This window comes from Streptomyces sp. NPDC058758, assembly GCF_042746075.1.
Taxonomy (GTDB): Bacteria; Actinomycetota; Actinomycetes; order Streptomycetales; family Streptomycetaceae; genus Streptomyces.
Genome location: NZ_JBHYPS010000010.1, coordinates 125,455 through 141,148, shown reverse-complemented (window position 1 = coordinate 141,148; position 15,694 = coordinate 125,455). Strand labels below are relative to the sequence as shown.

The window sequence follows — 15,694 nt, the reverse complement described above, 5'->3', positions numbered from 1 at the left end:
CCGGCCCGAGCCGGTGCGGGCCGAACCGGGGCGCGTCCCCTCTCCCCTCACTCCCCGGCCGCGGGGCCGGCCGGGCCGCCGTCATGGCCGACGACCAGGACGGCCGCGTCGTCCTCGTGCCCCACCGTGGCCGCCAGTTTCATGACGGCGGTGGCGAGCGCGTCGACGTCCAACCCGGCGACGGCGGTGATCCCGGCGAGCCGTATCACCCGGTCCAGACCGTCGTCGAGGTGGAGCGACGGCCCCTCCACCACCCCGTCGGTCAGGAGGACGAAGACACCGCTGGTGGTGAGCCGGTGGCGGGCGGTGGGGTACTCGACGCCGCGGAACACGCCGAGCGGAGGCCCGCCCTCGCCGTCGTCGATGCCGGAGCGGCCGTCGGTGGTGGCCCAGATGTGGGGGATGTGACCGGCCCGGGCGCACTCCAGGGTGCCGGCGGCGGGGTCGAGCCGCAGGAAGGTGCAGGTGGCGAAGAGGTCGGCGCCCAAGGAGATCAGCAGGTCGTTGGTGCGGCCGAGCAGCTCTCCCGGGTCCCCGGTGACGGAGGCCAGCGCGCGCAGTGCCACGCGGACCTGCCCCATGAAGGCGGCGGCCTCGATGTTGTGCCCCTGCACGTCGCCGATGGACATGCCGATCCGCCCGCCGGGCAGGGGGAAGGCGTCGTACCAGTCACCGCCCACGTTGAGCCCGTGGTTGGCGGGCTCGTAGCGGACGGCCAGCCGGGCGCCCGGAAAACCGGGAAGCTCCCGGGGCAGCATGTCGCGCTGCAGGGCCACGGCGAGCTCGACGCGGGAACGCTGCGTCTCGGCCAGTTCCCGCGCCCTGGCGGTCAGCGACCCGAGCCGGACCAGGAGGTCCTCGCTGCTGTCGGCCGGCCGTCTGCGGAACATCGGTCACTCCGCCGTCACGGGAATCCTCGCATCAGTCCGTTCCGTCTCCGGCGCGCAGGATCACAGGGGACCACCTCGATGTGGAAGGTTCCTTCCCCACTCTGCCCAAAGGCCACCGCGCCCGCATCTCATCGCCCCCGCGCCCCGGCCCGAGGGCGGCCCGCCCGGGGGAGGCGCGGGGGACGGTCAGTCGCGGTCGACGAGGATGGCGGTGCCCTGGCCGACGCCGACGCACATGGTGGCGAGGCCGTGGTGGTCGCCGGTGCGGTGCATGCGGTGGAGGAGGGTGGTGAGGAGGCGGGCGCCGGAGGCGCCTAGGGGGTGGCCGAGGGCGATGGCGCCGCCCTGGGGGTTGACGCGTTCGGGGTCGATGCCGAGTTCGCGGACGCAGGCGAGGGCCTGGGCGGCGAAGGCCTCGTTGAACTCGGCGGTGTCGATGGCGTCGAGGGTGCGTTTGGTGCGGGTGAGGACGCGCTGGACGGCGGGGACGGGGCCGATGCCCATGACGTCGGGGTGGACTCCGGCGCTGGCGCCCGCGACGTACCGGCCGAGCGGTTCGAGGTCCAGGTCGTGCAGGGCCTCCTCGCCGACGAGGAGGAGGGCGGCGGCGCCGTCGTTCATGGGGGAGGCGTTGCCGGCGGTGACGGTGCCGCCGGGGCGGAAGACGGGCTTGAGGGCGGCCAGTTTCACCGCGGTGGTGTCGGGGCGGATGGACTCGTCCTCCCGGACGACGGTGCCGTCGGCGAGGGTGACGGGGGCGATCTCGGCGTCGAAGAGGCCGTCCCTGCGGGCGGCGGCGGCGAGGCGGTGGCTGCGCAGGGCGAAGGCGTCCTGGTGGGAGCGGCTGACGCCGTACCGGGCGGCGACCTCCTCGGCGGTCTCGCCCATGGAGAGCACGCCGTGGAGTTCCTTCATGCGGGGGTTCGTGAGGCGCCAGCCGAGCTTGGTGTCGAAGATCTCCTGCTGGTGGGGCAGGGCCTGGTCGGGGCGGGGCAGGACGAACGGGGCGCGGCTCATGGACTCCGAGCCGCCGGCCAGGACGATGTCGGCCTCGCCGGAGGCGATGGCGCGGGCGGCGGTGGTGACGGCTTCGAGGCCGGAGGCGCAGAGCCGGTTGAGGGTGGCGCCGGGGACGGTGTCGGGCAGGCCGGCGAGCAGGACGGCCATGCGGGCGACGTTGCGGTTGTCCTCGCCGGCCTGGTTGGCGGCGCCCCAGTAGACGTCGTCGATCCGGGCGGGGTCGAGGGCGGGCACGGTGTCGAGGACGGCGCGGATGGCGGTAGCGGCGAGGTCGTCGGGGCGTACGGAGGACAGCGCGCCGCGCAGGCGGCCGATGGGGGTGCGCCGGGCGGCGGCGAAGTACACGGGACGCATGGACTCGGCTCCAGGGAGGGTAAAGGTGGTCAGAACGCGTCGACGCCGGCGGGGGCGTGTGCGGCGGTCCGCTCTTCGGAAAGTTCGAGGCGCACGGTGGACGGCTCTTAAAACTAGCAGTGCAAGTTTTAAGGACTCTCCCGCGAGAGGGCCCCGCCGGTCAAGTCCCGTCGGGGGTGCGGGGCGGGACGCCCGCGCCGGACGTCCGCCGCGTCGGCGACGTGCGGGCCGGTGTGCCCGGTGATGAGATGTTTCACGGCCCTTCCACCCCTTCGCGGATCGGAGCACGAGCGCATGAGCGACCCCCTGCCCTCCTTCGACGACACCCGGGACTTCGCGGACGCCGACCGGGGCTTCGTCGCCGCCCTCGCGCCCGGAGTCGTCGAAGCCGCCGACGGCCGCGTGATCTGGGACAACGACGCCTACCGCTTCCTGGACGCCGAGTGCCCCGACACCGCCCACCCCGGCCTGTGGCGCCAGGGCCGCCTCGCCGCCCGCCAGGGCCTGTACGAGGTCACCGAGGGCGTCTACCAGGTGCGCGGCCTGGACATCTCCAACATGACGATCGTCGAGGGGGAACGAGGGGTGATCGTCATCGACCCCCTCATCTCCACCGAGACGGCCGCCGCCGCCCTGGCCCTCTACAAGGAGCACCGCGGGGACCGCCCGGTCACGGGCCTGATCTACACCCACTCGCACGGCGACCACTTCGGCGGCGCGCGCGGCGTCCTCCCGCACGGCACCGAGCAGGGCGTCCCCGTCATCGCCCCGGCCGGCTTCCTCGAACACGCCGTGAGCGAGAACGTGTACGCCGGCGGGGCGATGGGGCGGCGGGCCAGCTACATGTACGGAGTGATGCTCCCCAAGGCGCCGGAGGGGCAGATCGGCGTCGGGCTGGGCCAGGCCACCTCCACGGGCACCTTCTCCCTCGTGCCGCCCACCGTGGACATCACCCGGACGGGCCAGGAGGAGACCGTCGACGGCGTCCGCGTCGTCTTCCAGCTCACCCCCGGCACCGAGGCCCCGGCCGAGATGAACTTCCTCTTCCCCGACCACCGCGCCCTCTGCCTCGCCGAGAACGCCACGCACACCCTGCACAACGTCCTCACCCTGCGCGGCGCCCTGGTCCGCGACGCCCGGATCTGGGCCCGGTACCTGGACGAGGCGATCGAGTACTTCCACGGCCGCTACGACGTCGCGTTCGCCTCCCACCACTGGCCCACCTGGGGCCACGACGACGTGGTCCGCTTCCTCTCCGAACAGCGCGACGTCTACGCCTACCTGCACGACCAGACCCTGCGCATGCTGAACGAGGGCCTCACCGGCACCGAGATCGCCGAGGCGCTCCGGCTGCCGCCGGCCCTGGAGAAGGCCTGGCACGCCCGCGGCTACTACGGATCGCTCAGCCACAACGCCAAGGCCGTGTACCAGCGCTACCTCGGCTGGTTCGACGGCAACCCGGCCCACCTGTGGGAGCACCCGCCCGTCGAACTCGCGCGGCGCTACGTGGACGTGGCCGGCGGCCCCGTGGAGGCGATCGCCAAGGCACGGAAGTACGCCGACGCGGGCGACCTGCGCTTCGCCGCCACCCTCCTGAACCACGTCGTCTTCGCCGACCCCGACGACCGGGAGGCCAGGGACGCCCTCGCCGAGGTCTACACCCGCCTCGGGCACGGCGCCGAGAACGCCACCTGGCGCAACTTCTACCTCACGGGCGCGAAGGAGCTCCGCGACGGCCCCCGGGCCGAGATCGTCGACCTCGCGAGCCCCGAGATGCTCATGGCCCTCACCGTCCCCATGCTGCTCGACTCCCTCGCCATCCGGATCGACGGCCCCCGGGCCTGGGACGACGACCTCACGATCGACCTCGTCGTCACCGACCCTGAGGCCGAGCGGGCCCGCCACCGCCTCACCCTCCACCACGGCGTCCTCACCCACCGCGAGACCGCCGGCCCCCGCACCCCGCCCGGCCTCGTCCTCACCCTGACCAAGGAGCGGCTGCTGGGCGTGCTCGCGGGCCGGGGCCTGGACGGCGTGGAGAGCGAGGGGGACCCCGCCCTGCTCGACCGCCTCTTCTCCTACCTGACGAAGCCCGACCCGAACTTCCCGATCGTCACCCCCTGAGGGCGCCCTGCGGCACGTCGTACCCGGTCCGGGGCGGTGGCGGTACGACGCGGGTTCCGGTGTCCGGGAAGGCCTCGGCGCTGCCCGGTGCGCCGAGGCCGCCGGTGGGCCGGACGGGGCCCCGGAGCCCGTCGCGGTGGTAGGCGCGGCCGGGCTCGTGACGGGTGGACGCGTCCTGGCCGAGCGTGTGCAGGCCGGCGCTCCACGTCCTTCACGGAGAGGCCGTCGAGCGGCGCCCCGTCACGGGGTGGAGGAGCCGGTCGTCCTGGCCTGCCAGCTTCCGCCGTCCACCTGATACACCGTGAGGCGACGGTCGACCGCGTCGCCGCCGTCGAAGGCGACGGGGCCGGTGACGCCGTCGAAGGACAGGCGCTCGACCGCCTGCGGCAGTTTCGCCCGGACGTCACCGGCAAGGGTGCCGCCGTTCGGCTCCGCGACGGCCTTCACCGCCTCGATGAGGGCCCAGGTCGCGTCGTAAGCGTAGGAGCCGTACCAGCCGGGCGGCTGCGTGTAGCCCGCCTTCTCGTACCGGGAGAGGAAGTCGCGCCCTGCCGCCGACTCCGTGGCCGGTACGCCGATCTGGGTCGCGAGGTCGCCGTCGGCCCGGGGGTTCCCGGTGAGGTACGCCTGGTCGAAGATGCCGTCGCCGCCCATGAGGGGGATGGTCACGCCCGCTTGCTTGAGCTGCCGGGACAGCGGTGCCGCGGTGTCGTAGTAGCCGCCGAAGTAGACGGCTTCGGCCCCCGAGGACCGCACCCTGAGGGCGAGGCCCGCGAAGTCGCGTTCCGCGGGATCGACTCGCTCGGTGCCGACGACGGTCCCTCCGAGCTTCTTCCACGCGGCGGTGAGGCCGGAGGCGACGGCGGTTCCGTGGGGGCTCGCGTCGTCGACCACGTAGAGCCTGGTCTTTCCGGCGCCGTGCAGGTACCGGGCTGCGAACGGCCCCTGGTCGGCATCCGTGCCGATCGTCCGGAAGTAGGTGGAGTGCGGACGGGCGAGGGTGCCCGTGGCCCAGTCGGGGCCCAGGGTCAGGGCGGGATCGGTGTTGCCCGGCGACACGTTGACCACGCCCGCACGGGAGAGCACGGGCACCAGGGTGCGGGCGACGGCGGAGTTGAGCGGACCGACGACGCCGACCAGCTTGTCGTCGGACACGAAGCGGGTGGCGTTGGCCGCGCCCTTGACAGGATCGGCCCCGTCGTCCAGGGCCGTGAGCTCGAAGGTCACACCGGGGACGTGTCCGGTCTCGTTGGCGGTCCGGACCGCGAGTTCGGCGGAGTTCCTGATGCCGGTGCCCATCGAGGAGAGCCCGCCGCTGAGGGGCGCGTCCACCCCGATCCGTACCGTGAGGGGGGAAGCCGCCGAGCCGCTGCCGCCCGCCCCGCCGCCCCGCGGGTCGTCGTCGCGGGTGAGGGACCACGTCAGGAGCGAGCCCGTGGCGAGCACGGCGAGCGCCGTCCCCAGGACCGCGGAGCGCCGGGTGAGGCCCCGGTGCCCCCCTGCCGTCCGGTCGCCCCGCTCCGGCGGGGCCGTCGCGTCGAGGGTGGGCGGCTGTTCGTCCGGGGCCACGACGACCGGCGGCGTAGTCGGGCGGTCGGGCACGTGGTGACGCGCGGGCCCCGCGCCGCTCCCGGAGGAGTCGGGAACGGTGGGGGTCGGCACGGACGGTGTCGGGGTGGAGGACGGTTCCACCGGCGCGTCCGGCACCGGCGCCGGCTCCGGGCCGGGAGCGGGTCCCGCTCCCGGGCCACCGCCCGGTTCGGCTTCCCCCGGCGTCCCGGGCCTGCGGCCGGGGACGCCGGGGGAGGGGGCGGCGCCCCGTACGACCCTGAGCATCTCGGCCGCCTCCGCGGCGCCCACGCGCTCGGCCGGGTCCTTGGCGAGCAGCGCGTCCAGCAGCGGGGCGAGCGGCCCCGCGTGCACCGGCGGCCGGTGCGGACGGGTGAACACGGCCACGGCGAGGGCGTGCAGTCCCTCCGCCTCGAACGGGGTCCGCCCCTCGACGGCGTGGTACAGGGTGGCGCCGAGCGCCCAGAGGTCGTTGGCAGGAGTCGGGCGCTTGCCGTCGAGCTGCTCAGGCGGCATGTACTGCGGGGTGCCGATGACGATCCCGCTGTGGCTCAGCTTGGTCGTGGCGTCGGCGAGGTGGGCGATGCCGAAGTCGGTCACGACGACCCGGTCCTTGGCCAGGAGCACGTTGTCCGGCTTGATGTCGCGGTGGACGATCCGCGCCGCGTGCGCCTCGGTCAGCGCGTCGAGCACGGCGGCGCCGATCTCCGCCACCCGCCCCACGGGCAGCCGGCCGCGGCTGCGGATCTCGGAGGCCAGGGACCGGCCGCGGATCAGCTCCATGACGATGACGGGGGCGCCGCGGTGCTCCACGACGTCATGGACGGTGATGACCCCCGGGTGGCTGAGAGTGACCGCTGCGCGCGCCTCACCGGTGAACCGCCTGAGCAGCGCCTCGCGATCGGCCTCGGTCATGCCCGGAGGGAAGAGGATCTCCTTGATGGCGACTTCGCGCCCGAAGAGTTGCTGGTCGAGGCCGCGCCAGACCCGGCCCATGCCGCCCTGGCCGATACGTTCGACCAGCCGGTAGCGGCCGGCGATGAGTGCGTGGTTCTCCTCGGTCACGCGCACACTCTAGATCCTGATGAGCCGACCGGGTGAGGGAAAGACGGCTGGAACACGCCCCCGACGGCGAAGAGGAGAAGGGGCGGCGGGAGCCGGCCCGGGGGCCGCGCCGGAGGCCGGCGCAGACCGCGTTCCCGAGGCTCCGCCGCCGGCGTACGGCCTCCGCCTCCGTGACCGCGTCGTGCGCGGAGACGGCCGTGGTCGTTGCCGCCGGGTTCCGGCGACGGACCACCGTCCACGTGACGGAAGGATGACGAAAGGACGGCTGACGACGAGGGCGGCTGACGACGAGGGCGGCTCACGAAGAGGCCGACCGCTGCGGGGAGCGGAGGACGAGCAGGGTGATCTCGCTGGGGGCGAAGACGCGGAAGGGCGGCCCCCAGAAGCCGGTGCCGCGGCTGGTGTAGAGGAGGGTGCGGGCGCCGTGGTGGCTGAGGCCGGCGACGGTGGGCTGGTCGAGGCGGACCAGGTGGTGGAAGGGCCAGATCTGGCCTCCGTGGGTGTGGCCGGAGAGCTGGAGGTCGATGCCGGCGGCCGCTGCCTGGTCGACGAACTTGGGCTGGTGGGCGAGCAGGAGGACGGGCAGGTCGGGATCGGCGCCCTGGAGGGCTCCGGCGAGGTGGGCGCGGTGGCCCGCCAGGCCGGAGGACTCGGCGGTGACGTCGTCGACGCCGGCGACCACGAGGGTGTCGCCTCCGTTGTCGAGCAGCAGGTGGCGGTTGCGCAGCGGCTCCCAGCCCAGCTCGTCCATCAGGTCGACCCAGCCCTGGGCCTCGCTGTAGTACTCGTGGTTGCCGGTCACGTAGACACGGGCCCGGGTCGCCCGCACGGTGCCGAGCGGTGTGGCCTGGGCGCGGCGGCGTTCGGCCGTGCCGTCCGCGATGTCACCGGTGTGGCAGACCAGATCGGCCTCCAGGCCGTTGACCGTCTCGCACACCCGGGCCGACCAGCGGGCCCGGTCCAGCGGGCCGTAGTGGGTGTCGGTGATGAGGGCGACGCGGAAGCCGTCGAGGCCGGGCCCCAGGCGAGGGAGCCGCACCTCCAGTCGGCGCACGCGCGGCACGCGTCGGGCCTCGGCGTATCCCCAGCCGAGCAGTACGGCGGTGACGCCGAGGACGGCCCACGTGACGATCCGGGCCCGGTCCTGGCCCTCGCCGACGCCGGCCACGGTCAGGGCGAGCCGCAGGAGGACGCCGAGCAGGACGGACCAGGTGAACAGGACCCAGCTCGCGCCCAGCAGGGTGTCGCCGACGATCGCCGCCCGGTCCTGCTGCCGCCGTCCGTGGCCGCGCGCCATCGCGAACGGCATCCCGACGAGACCGAGGACGAACAGGCCGGTGCCGAACAGGGTGGCGGGCAGCGGCCAGTTCTGGCCGCCGTACAGAAGCACCCAGCAGGGAACGGCGAACAGGAGGACGGGGGCGATCAGGGGGACGTGGCGCATCAGACGCCGCAACCTGCTCGGTGACGCCCCCGGGGCCTCCTGGACGGCTGATCGGGTGTCGCTGGCCTCTGTCACGTTTTCCTTCCTCAGGTTCCGTCCGGCGGACCGCGCGAGCGGCGGAGCCGGGCGACGGCGGCGGCACGTCCGCCGTGCCGTCCGTCCACCGGTGGCTTCGACACGGGCCGCCGCCCACGCGCTGCTTCCGTTCCGGCCCTGCCGGCCGGAGACCCCATTGTCCGCCGTGGCGGAACGGGTTGCCCCCGGGCCTCAAAGGGTCCGCTCGGGACGGCCGCCGGGCCGGCGGCCGTGTCGCTCCGACCACGAGGACCGCCGGTGGAGCCGGCCGGGGCCGGCTCCGGACGCCGCCGGGGCCCGTGTTCTTCGGGGCTCCTTCGGGCGCCTCACTCGCGGGGAAGGGCGCGCCCGGACTCCAGGAGACCGGCGAGCGAGGGGAGCGCCGCGCGCCAGCCGCCGTGGGCGGTGATCTCCCGGGCCCCGTCGAGGGCCTCGGGCTCGCAGAGGAAGCCGGGGACGGAGGTGCCGTCCGCGAGTTCCACGCTGCCGAGGGCCATCGGGCGGGGGAGGGCGGCCACCAGCGCGCCCAGCCCCTCGGCGGGGAGCCGCCACACCTCGGCCTCGATCGCCGCGCCGCCCTCGCGGACCCGGACCAGACCGGGCTTCGGGGGCGTGGTGTCCAGCGCGTACAGCCGGTACGCGGGCGCCGTCGTGGTCGAGCGGACGAACCGGCCGCCGAGAGACGGCAGTTGACCGTTGAGGGGCTGTCCGGTGAGGTGCGCGCCCACCACGGCCAGACGCAGGGGCGGTGAGGCGAGCGGGGCGGCGATCCGGGCGAGGCGTTCGTCGGTGTGGGCCGGGCCGATCAGCATGACGCCGAACGGCCGGCCCGCCACCTCGCCCGCCGGGACGGCGACCGCCGCGAGACCGAACAGGTTGGTGGAGTTGGTGAACCGGCCGAGCCGGGCGTTCGCGCCCAGCGGGTCGGCCGCGACCTCCGCGAGGGTCGGGTGCCCCGGTGCGGTCGGCAGGAGCAGCGCGTCCGCGTCGCCGAGCGAGGCCAGCGCCCGGGTGCGCAGGACGGCCAGCCTCTCCCGGTCCGCGTACAGGCGGTGGGCCGGGACGTCGCGCGCCCCGGAGACGATCCCGGCCACCGTCGGGTCGAGGTCCGGCTCGCCCGCGTGGGCGTCGACGAAGGCGCCGACGGCCGCGTACCGCTCGGCGACGAACGCCCCCTCGTACAGCATCGCGGCGGCCTCGGTGAACGGTTCCGGGTCCACGGGCAGCAGTTCGGCGCCCGCGTCGGCGAGCCGGGCCGCCGCCGCTTCGTACGCCTCCGCCCAGCCCCCGTCCAGCTCGCCGAGCCGCCGGGCGTCCGGGACCCCGATCCGCCACGGCCCCGGGCGCCGCGGCGGCGCGGCGACGGGTTCCGCCGGCGCCGCCATGAAGGACAGGGCCCGCTCGGCCTCGGAGAGGGTACGGGCGAAGACCGTCACGCAGTCCAGCGACGCGCAGGCGGGGACGACGCCCTCGGTCGGCACCAGACCGGGGGTCGGCTTGAGCCCCACGACGCCGTTGAAGGCGGCCGGCACCCGGCCGGAACCCGCCGTGTCCGTGCCGAGCGCGAGGTCCACCAGACCGAGGGCGACCGCGACCGCCGACCCGGACGAGGACCCGCCGGAGACGTACGCCGCGTCGACGGCGTTGCGGACCGCCCCGTACGGGCTGCGCGTGCCGACCAGGCCGGTCGCGAACTGGTCCAGGTTGGTGGTGCCGAGGACCACCGTCCCGGCCGCCCTCAGCCGTGCCACCGCCGGTGCGTCGGCCTCGGGCCGGTACGCGTACGAGGGGCAGCCCGCGGTGGTCGGGAGGCCGGCGACGTCGATGTTGCCCTTCACGGCGAGGACCGTCCCGGCCAGCGGCAGGCGCTCCCCGGCGGCGGTCCGCGCGTCGATCGCGGCGGCCTCCGCCTCCGCGTCCTGCCGGGGGCGGAGGTCGATCCACACCTCCGGGCGGTCCACCTGCGCGATGCGGGCGTACGCGGCCCGCACCCGTTCCAGCGCGGTGCTCACACCGTCACCTCCGCGGTCTCGACGGGGGCCAGGACGACGAGGGCGGTGCCCGCCTCGACCTGGCTGCCCGGCCTGATCAGGATCTCCGCGACGACGCCCTCGGCGGGGGCCGTCACGGGGGACTCCATCTTCATCGCCTCCAGGGCGACGAGCTGCTGACCCGCCGACACGCGGTCGCCGACCTCGACGCTGACCTGCCAGACGCATGCGGTGAAGTCGGCCTCGACCAGCCGGCCGCCCTCCGGCACCGCGACCTTCACCGCCGGCGGGGCGGTCTCGGCCGCCGCCTCGGCGCGGGCGAACTCGCCGGCCGCCTCCCAGGCGTCGCGCTCGGCCTGGAAGGCCGCGCCCTGCCGGGCCCGGAAGGCGGCGATCGAGGGCGCGTTCGCGTCGAGGAAGTCCCGGTACGCGGCGAGCGAGAAGGTGCCCTCCTCGGTCCTCGGGACGAAGCGGCCGGAGACGATGTCGGCGCGCAGCTCCAGGAGTTCGTCGGCGCCGACCGGGTACCACCTGATGCGGTCGAAGAAGCGCATCAGCCAGGGCCTGCCCGCCTCGAAGGCGCCGCGCTGGCGCCAGGGCGACCACACCTGGGTCGTCCGGCCGACGAACTGGTAGCCGCCGGGACCCTCCATGCCGTAGACGCACAGGTACGCGCCGCCGATGCCGACCGAGTTCTCCGCCGTCCAGGTGCGCGCCGGGTTGTACTTGGTCGTCACCAGCCTGTGCCGGGGGTCCAGCGGGGTGGCGACGGGCGCGCCGAGGTAGACGTCGCCCAGGCCGAGGACCAGGTACTCGGCGTCGAAGACGGTCCGGTACACGTCGTCGGCCGTGTCCAGGCCGTTGACGCGGCGGATGAACTCGATGTTCGACGGGCACCAGGGGGCGTCGTCGCGCACGCCCGCGACGTACCGTTCGATGGCCTCGCGGGTCGCCGGGTCGTCCCAGGACAGCGGCAGGTGCACGACCCGGCTGGGCACCACCAGGTCGTCGGTGGCGGGCAGTTCCTCCTCCACGCGCAACACGACGTCGAGCAGGTCGCGCTGCGGCAGCACGTCCGGGTCGGTCTGGATCTGGAGCGAGCGGATGCCCGGGGTGAGGTCGAGGACGCCGGGGAGCCCGCGTGCGGCCAGCGCCTCCGCGAGCGCGTGGACGCGCATCCGCAGCGCCAGGTCGAGCTGCATCGGGCCGTACTCCACCAGGAGGTTGTCGTCGCCGCTGCGCCGGTAGGTGACCGAGGGGCGCGCGGGTGTCTCCGGCAGGCGGGCGAGGACGCCCCCGTCGCCCAGGGGCGGCCGGTCGGCGCGGGGTTCCGCCGCCGGGGCGCGGCGCAGGGCGGCGGCCGCCCCGGGGGTCACCGGGACGAAGCGGACGGTGTCGCCGGGGCGGAGCTGGCCGAGCTTCCAGCGCTGCCCGGTGACCACCGTCGCCGGGCAGACGAACCCGCCGAGGGAGGGGCCGTCGGGGCCGAGGAGGACGGGCATGTCGCCGGTGTAGTCGACGGCGCCGACCGAGTACGGCGTGTCGTGGATGTTGGAGGGGTGCAGGCCCGCCTCCCCGCCGTCCGCGCGGGCCCAGCGCGGCTTGGGGCCGACGAGGCGGACGCCGGTGCGGGCCGAGTTGAAGTGGACCTTCCAGTCCGCCGCGTAGAAGTCGCGGACGTCGTCCTCGGTGAAGAACTCGGGGGCGGCGTGCGGCCCCTCGACCGCGCCGACGTACCACGTGGCGCCGAAGGCCGGCCGGTCGTCGAGGGGCACGACGGAGGTCTCCGTACGGGCCTCGCCGCCGTGCAGGACGTCGCCCGGGCGCAGCGCGCGGCCGCCGTGCCCTCCGAACCGGCCGAGGGTGAAGGTGGCGGCGCTGCCCAGGAACTCCGGCACGTCCAGACCGCCGGCGAACAGGACGTAGGTGCGCAGGCCGTGCGCGGTGGGCGCGCCGACGGCGAGGGTCTGCCCGGCGTCGACGGTGACCGGCTCCCACTGCGGCACGGCGGTGCCGTCGACCGTCACCCGGGCGGGGGCGCCGGTGACGCAGACGGTGGTGGGGCGGGTGAACCGCAGGGAGGGGCCCTGGAGGGTGCACTCCAGGCCGGGGGCGCCCTCGTCGTTGCCGAGGGCGGTGTTCCCGAGCCGGAAGGACAGGTCGTCCATCGGGCCGCCCGGCGGGACGCCGACCTGCCAGTAGCCGGTGCGGCCCGGCCAGTCCTGGACGGTGGTCAGGGTGCCGGCCGCGACGACCTCGACGCGCGGGGTCGGGTCGGTGACCGTGGCCAGGGTGGCGGTGGAGTGCGTCGCCGCGCGGACGCCGGAGTGCCGGAGGGCGGCGCGCACGAGGCCGAGGTTGGTCTCGATGCCGTCGACGCGGGTCGCGGCGAGGGCCGCGTCGAGCCGGTCGAGCGCCTCCGCGCGGTCGGCGCCGTGCGCGATCACCTTGGCGAGCATGGGGTCGTAGGCGGTGGTGACCTCGGTGCCGGTCTCCACCCAGGCGTCCACGCGGACGTCCCGGGGGAAGGCGACGCGGGTCAGCAGTCCGGCGCTGGGACGGTGGTCGCGGGAGGGGTCCTCGGCGTAGATCCGGGCCTCGACGGCGTGCCCCCGGGGCGGCGGGGGCTCGGTGACGACGGCGGTGTCGCCCTGGGCCAGGCGCAGCATCCAGGCGACGAGGTCGACGCCGTGGATCGCCTCGGTCACCGGGTGCTCGACCTGGAGGCGGGTGTTGACCTCCAGGAAGTACGCCTCCTCGCGGGCGGCGTCGTACACGAACTCGACCGTGCCGGCGGAGCGGTAGTCCACCGACGCGCACAGGTCCCGGGCGGCCTCGGCGAGCCGGCGCCGGACGCGGTCCGGGAGGCCGGGGGCGGGGGCCTCCTCCAGGACCTTCTGGTTGCGGCGCTGGAGCGAGCAGTCGCGGTCGCCGAAGGTGACGACCTTGCCCCGCCCGTCGCCGAAGACCTGCACCTCGACGTGGCGGGCCCGCTCCACGAGCCGCTCCAGGAAGACCCCGGCGGAGGAGAAGGAGGCGGCGGCCACCCGCTGCACCCGGTCCCAGGCGTCGGCGAGGTCGGCGGGGCCGTGGCAGGCCCGCATGCCGATGCCGCCGCCACCGCCGGTCGCCTTGAGCATCACCGGATAGCCGATCCGGTCGGCGGCGGCGAGCGCCGCGGTCACGTCGGGCAGGAGGCCGGTGCCGGGGGCGAGCGGGACGCCCGCCGCCTCGGCGGCGGCCCGGGCGGTGTGCTTGGCGCCGAAGAGCTCCAGCTGCTCCGGGGTGGGGCCGACGAAGACGACGCCGGCGTCGGCGCAGCGGCGCGCGAAGGCGGCGTCCTCGGACAGGAAGCCGTAGCCGGGGTGGATCGCGCCGGCGCCGGTGGCCTCGGCGGCCTTCAGCACCAGGTCGGCGTCGAGGTACGACTCCTTGGCCGGGGCGGGGCCGAGCCGGACGGCCTCGTCGGCCAGCCGGACGTGCTCCGTGCCCCGGTCCGGGTCGGAGTACACGGCGACGGTCCGCAGCCCGAGCGTCCGGGCGGTGCGGATGATCCGGGCGGCGATCTCGCCGCGGTTGGCGACGAGCAGGGTGTCGAAGGTCATCGGGTGCCGTCCTCGTCGCCCGCGACGGGCTCGGTGATCGTCATGCGCACGGGCGTGGGGTCGAACCCGTTGCAGGGGTTGTTGATCTGCGGGCAGTTGGAGAGCAGGGCGAGGACGTCGGTCTCGGCGCGGAGCACGACCTTCAGGCCGGGGGCCGAGATCCCGTCGACGATGCCGAGCGTGCCGTCCTTCTCGACCGGCACGTTCATGAACCAGTTGATGTTGGAGACGAGGTCGCGTTTGCCGAGTCCGTGCTTGGCGCCCTCGGCGAGGAAGTTCTCCACGCAGGCGTGCTGCGCCCAGGTGTGGTGGCCGTAGCGGAGGGTGTTGGACTCCTTGGAGCAGGCGCCGCCGAGGGTGTCGTGCCGGCCGCAGGTGTCCTCGACGACCGTCATCAGCGGGGTGTGCTCGGTGGAGAGCAGGACCGATCCGGTGGTCAGGAAGACGTTGCCCCGGGCCTGGATCGTGTCGGGGGCGCTGTAGCGGACGGCGGTGTCGTGCGCGTCGTAGAGCAGGAAGTCGGCGGCCTGGTTGCCGTGCAGGTCGGTGACGGTCAGCAGCTGCCCCTTGCGGACGACGGCGGACCAGGCGGCGCGGGCGGGGACGGTGTCGTCGGAGACGACGCGGCCGGGCGGGGAGGTGGCGGTCATGCGAGCCCCCGGGCGGTGAGGTGGTCGACGGTGTTGAGGAAGGCCCGGCGGCCCTCGGGGGTGGCGTCCCACAGGGCGTCGCCCGGGGCGGTCGGGCGGGACCGGTACGCCACGACCCGGAGGTGCCCGCAGGTGTACTCCGGGCGCGGGTCCAGCGGGTGCGGCACGTTGGCGAGGAGGACGGTGACGTCCTGTTCGGCGCGGAGCGTGACGGACGCGCCGGGGCCCGCCGAGCCGGTGAACCCGGTGGTGCCGTCCTCGGCGATCCGCACCCCCTGGAAGAAGGAGACGGACGGCGGGAGGTCGCGCGGGGCGAGGCCGTTCTTGAGCGCGGCGAGCTTGAACAGCTCGCGGCCCGCCGGCGAGGCGGAGTGCGGGGTGCCGTCGCCGTACCGCGCGGTGTTCCGCGCCAGGGTGGAGGTGCCGGTGAGGGCGTCGTGCCGGCCGGAGGTGTCCTCGACGACGGAGGCGAGCACCCGGCCCTGGTCGGAAAGGAGCAGGTGCCCCTCGCCGAGGTAGGCGTTCCAGAGCACCTTGACGGTGTCGGCCGTGTTCAGCCGCTCCCACGGGCGGTCGGCGCAGTGGAGCAGGAGGTGCGCGCAGGCGTCGCCGGTGAGGTCGGTCAGCCGCAGCTCGGTGCCCCGGGCGAGGACCTTGTGGGTGTAGCCGCCGCCCGCCACGGTCTCGGCCCAGACGACGTCGCCGGCTCCGGCGCCCGGCGGAGGTTCCGGCCAGTCGCTCGCCGGGACGACCGGCATGGCGTCGGCCCTCGTGCCCTCCTGGGCGCGGGCGTGTGCGCGCGCGCCGTACGTCGATGCGGTCATGGGCGGTGGAGCTGAGGGTGTCCCCATGGCTCGGCCTCCGGTCCGGGATCAGTTTCTGTCGCTCGACAGAAATTAGGCAGCGG

Annotated in this window: 9 protein-coding genes; 1 reads left to right on the top strand and 8 read right to left on the bottom strand. The window is 74.9% G+C overall.

What is annotated here, in order from left to right; genetic code table 11:
• Positions 1 to 47: 47 nt before the first annotated feature.
• Together ACFW6A_RS15605 and ACFW6A_RS15600 are read right to left on the bottom strand one after the other, a co-directional pair.
• A complete protein-coding gene (locus tag ACFW6A_RS15605; protein WP_386641003.1) occupies positions 48 to 890 on the bottom strand; it encodes a PP2C family protein-serine/threonine phosphatase in 843 nt (280 codons plus the stop codon).
• 186 nt (positions 891 to 1,076) lie between these two features.
• The gene (locus ACFW6A_RS15600) at positions 1,077 to 2,264 is read right to left on the bottom strand and encodes an acetyl-CoA C-acyltransferase (protein ID WP_386641000.1); all 1,188 of its coding nucleotides are present in this window, start codon (positions 2,262 to 2,264) and stop codon (positions 1,077 to 1,079) included.
• Positions 2,265 to 2,558: 294 nt separating this feature from the next.
• Here ACFW6A_RS15600 and ACFW6A_RS15595 point away from each other — a divergent pair, with 294 nt between their 5' ends.
• The gene (locus ACFW6A_RS15595) at positions 2,559 to 4,388 is read left to right on the top strand and encodes an alkyl sulfatase dimerization domain-containing protein (RefSeq protein ID WP_351845547.1); all 1,830 of its coding nucleotides are present in this window, start codon (positions 2,559 to 2,561) and stop codon (positions 4,386 to 4,388) included.
• Positions 4,389 to 4,628: 240 nt separating this feature from the next.
• Here ACFW6A_RS15595 and ACFW6A_RS15590 read toward each other — a convergent pair whose 3' ends face one another.
• The 6 genes from ACFW6A_RS15590 to ACFW6A_RS15565 form a co-directional block, all read right to left on the bottom strand.
• Complete coding sequence (locus tag ACFW6A_RS15590; RefSeq protein WP_351845545.1) at positions 4,629 to 7,022, bottom strand: bifunctional serine/threonine-protein kinase/ABC transporter substrate-binding protein; 2,394 nt, start codon at positions 7,020 to 7,022, stop codon at positions 4,629 to 4,631.
• Between the two features lie 298 nt (positions 7,023 to 7,320).
• Positions 7,321 to 8,541 carry a metallophosphoesterase gene (locus ACFW6A_RS15585; protein WP_386640995.1) on the bottom strand — a complete coding sequence of 407 codons (1,221 nt, stop codon included), beginning with the start codon at positions 8,539 to 8,541 and terminating at the stop codon, positions 7,321 to 7,323.
• Between the two features lie 326 nt (positions 8,542 to 8,867).
• Positions 8,868 to 10,553 carry an allophanate hydrolase gene (gene atzF, locus ACFW6A_RS15580; protein WP_386640992.1) on the bottom strand — a complete coding sequence of 562 codons (1,686 nt, stop codon included), beginning with the start codon at positions 10,551 to 10,553 and terminating at the stop codon, positions 8,868 to 8,870.
• The gene (uca, locus tag ACFW6A_RS15575; RefSeq protein WP_351845539.1) at positions 10,550 to 14,137 is read right to left on the bottom strand and encodes an urea carboxylase; all 3,588 of its coding nucleotides are present in this window, start codon (positions 14,135 to 14,137) and stop codon (positions 10,550 to 10,552) included. The genes atzF and uca overlap by 4 nt, the downstream gene beginning before the upstream one ends.
• Positions 14,134 to 14,787: an urea amidolyase associated protein UAAP2 gene (locus ACFW6A_RS15570; protein ID WP_351845537.1), complete on the bottom strand. Its 654-nt coding sequence runs from the start codon at positions 14,785 to 14,787 to the stop codon at positions 14,134 to 14,136. Before ACFW6A_RS15570 ends, uca begins: the two co-directional genes overlap by 4 nt.
• Positions 14,784 to 15,611 (bottom strand): urea amidolyase associated protein UAAP1, encoded by an 828-nt coding sequence (locus ACFW6A_RS15565; RefSeq protein WP_351845535.1) that lies wholly within the window; start codon positions 15,609 to 15,611, stop codon positions 14,784 to 14,786. The genes ACFW6A_RS15570 and ACFW6A_RS15565 overlap by 4 nt, the downstream gene beginning before the upstream one ends.
• Between the last annotated feature and the right edge of the window lie 83 nt (positions 15,612 to 15,694).